Annotated in this window: 3 protein-coding genes; 2 read left to right on the top strand and 1 reads right to left on the bottom strand. The window is 70.6% G+C overall.

Annotated elements, in window-relative coordinates:
- Positions 1-179: 179 nt before the first annotated feature.
- Positions 180-890, bottom strand: a complete 711-nt coding sequence (locus AZE13_RS33005; RefSeq protein ID WP_258528174.1) for a class I SAM-dependent methyltransferase — start codon at positions 888-890, stop codon at positions 180-182.
- A gap of 731 nt (positions 891-1,621) precedes the next feature.
- Here AZE13_RS33005 and AZE13_RS38845 point away from each other — a divergent pair.
- On the top strand, positions 1,622-1,750 hold the full coding sequence (locus tag AZE13_RS38845) for a hypothetical protein (protein ID WP_258528173.1): 129 nt from the start codon (positions 1,622-1,624) through the stop codon (positions 1,748-1,750).
- A 26-nt stretch (positions 1,751-1,776) separates the two neighbouring features.
- Positions 1,777-1,959 (top strand): hypothetical protein (locus AZE13_RS37705; protein ID WP_398780301.1); only part of this gene is annotated, 183 nt, incomplete at its 3' end.

The raw sequence follows: 1,959 nt of genomic DNA, 5'->3' as shown, positions 1-1,959 counted from the left end.
AAGGTCATGGACATCAGGTCGTTGACGTGGTGTCCTGCCCCCCCTGTCCGTTCATGGCCTTCTCCACGGCGAACGCGGATCCGCTCGGGATGTGGGCGTTGCTCCTGGACTGTGGACGCTTCGTCGATCGGCTTGTGGGGGCCGCCGCGCCGTAAGCCTCCGCACTCATCACCGACAGGTCAGGCCATGGTGCTTCGGGCGGCCTTTTCGCCTGCGAGGTGATCCGCGTCGGCCTGCTCCGAGGGCTGTGGGGCAGTGTTCTGGGGGAGGCGGGCCAGCAAGTGGGCGTCGAGGAAGCCCCGCTCGGAGGCCGGGTCGTGGAGCAGCCGGGCGAACGTGACGAGCCCGGCCCCGGCCAGCAGCTCGGCGAACCGGTCCACCGGCCAGCTGTAGGCAGGCGTCACCTTGTGGTCGAAGCGGACCGGCTCCGGTCCGTCGGTCGCGAAGAACGAGACCAGGAGCAGGCCCCCAGGTGCCAGGACACGCACCTGCTCGTCGAGCAGCGCGGGCACTTCCCCGGGCGGGGTATGGATCATCGAGTAGTGGGCCAGCACGCCGCCGAGCGCGCCGTCCTCGACCGGCAGGTCCTCCATCCGTGCCTCGTCGAACCGCAGCGCGGGATGGGCCCGCCGGGCGTGGCCGATCATGGCCGGGGAGAGGTCGAGCCCGAACGCGTCCAGCCCCAGCTCGTGCAGCATGGCCGTCAGATGTCCGGGCCCGCACCCGACGTCGGCTGCCCGCGGGTTCCCCGTCCCGCGTACCAGCTCGGCGAAAGTGCCGATCATGGCCCGCGCGAACGGCTGTGTCTCCAGCCGGTCGGCGAACATCGATGCATACAGCTCGACGATCCCGTCGTAGGCCGCCCTGGTCTCGTCCTGATGCTTCGCCACCGCAGGAAGCTAACATCCGCGCTCGTTCGCAGCGGTGAGCGGGGGTGGGGTAGGGAGCAGGGGGCGGCATCCGAGCTGACCATGTGGGCGGGGCTCTCTTCCGGTCGGAGGCGTGGAGGAGCCCGGCCGGCTGCTTGTGCCGCAACCGCTTCGTCGCCGTTCCCGCGTCTCCTCGCTCACCGAGCTGCCCTGCCTCGTCCGCCTCCAGAGCCCGAGGCCGAGGCCGAGGCCCAGAGCCCGAGGCCGAAAGGCCCGGGCCCACGGCACCTCCGGGCCGGGGCGGATCCCTGCTGCGCCACCGTTCGTTCTCGCGGATCCCGCCGGTCGGATGCGCCGTGCCGGGCATGGGCACGGTGTCACCGCCAGTCCGATGCGAGGTCCCGGCCGGACCTTCCGTCTCATGGTCGTCGCGAAACACCAGTTCAAGGGTGCGATGGAGGTTGAGTTCCGGAGGCCGAGGTCCGGAGAACCGGGGCCGGTCACAAGGCTGCGGTGCCCTGACTGGTGGGCCGGGTGACGATCTCCCCTGATTCCCTTTCCCATGGGTCCCTCAGGTCCCTCGGGTCCCTCACCCGTCCGGCCTAACGTGCCGTGCCGGTGGTGCACACGGGTGACACGGTGGTGGTGTTCGCGCAGACGACCGAGTCGAGGAGGAGTCATGGGCCGCAGAGACCGGGCCTGAGATCCCTCTGCCTGACAAGGGCAGCAAGCTGATCCGGATCGAAGTCCAGGTGTCCGACCACATCGACCTCACCTTGACGGTCGCCCTGCGTCTTTCCCGCAGGGCCACCCTCTGGCTCGGCACTCTTGTCGCGGGTGCCGGCGGCAGCGGGGTGGGGTGGCTGATCCTGCATCGCTGAGGGTGAGCCCGCTGGCAGCTCCTGGCATGGGCCAGGGGCTGCTTCGCGGTCGGCGCGCTCCAGTGGCCCGGCGCGGTCGTACCGCCGTTCTGGCGGGCGTTCGCTTCGGCGACCGCATCGGCCTTCGGCGACCGCATCGGCGCGTCTGGCGGGAGACCGAGCAGGCGCTGGGCCGGGCGGACGGTCGTAACGACGACCTCGGCGGCTAC

It is taken from the genome of Streptomyces sp. NBRC 110611 (assembly GCF_001590865.1).
GTDB lineage: Bacteria > Actinomycetota > Actinomycetes > Streptomycetales > Streptomycetaceae > Streptomyces.
The sequence above is the reverse complement of the archived record's forward strand: the minus strand, read 5'-3'. Positions and strand labels throughout refer to the sequence as shown.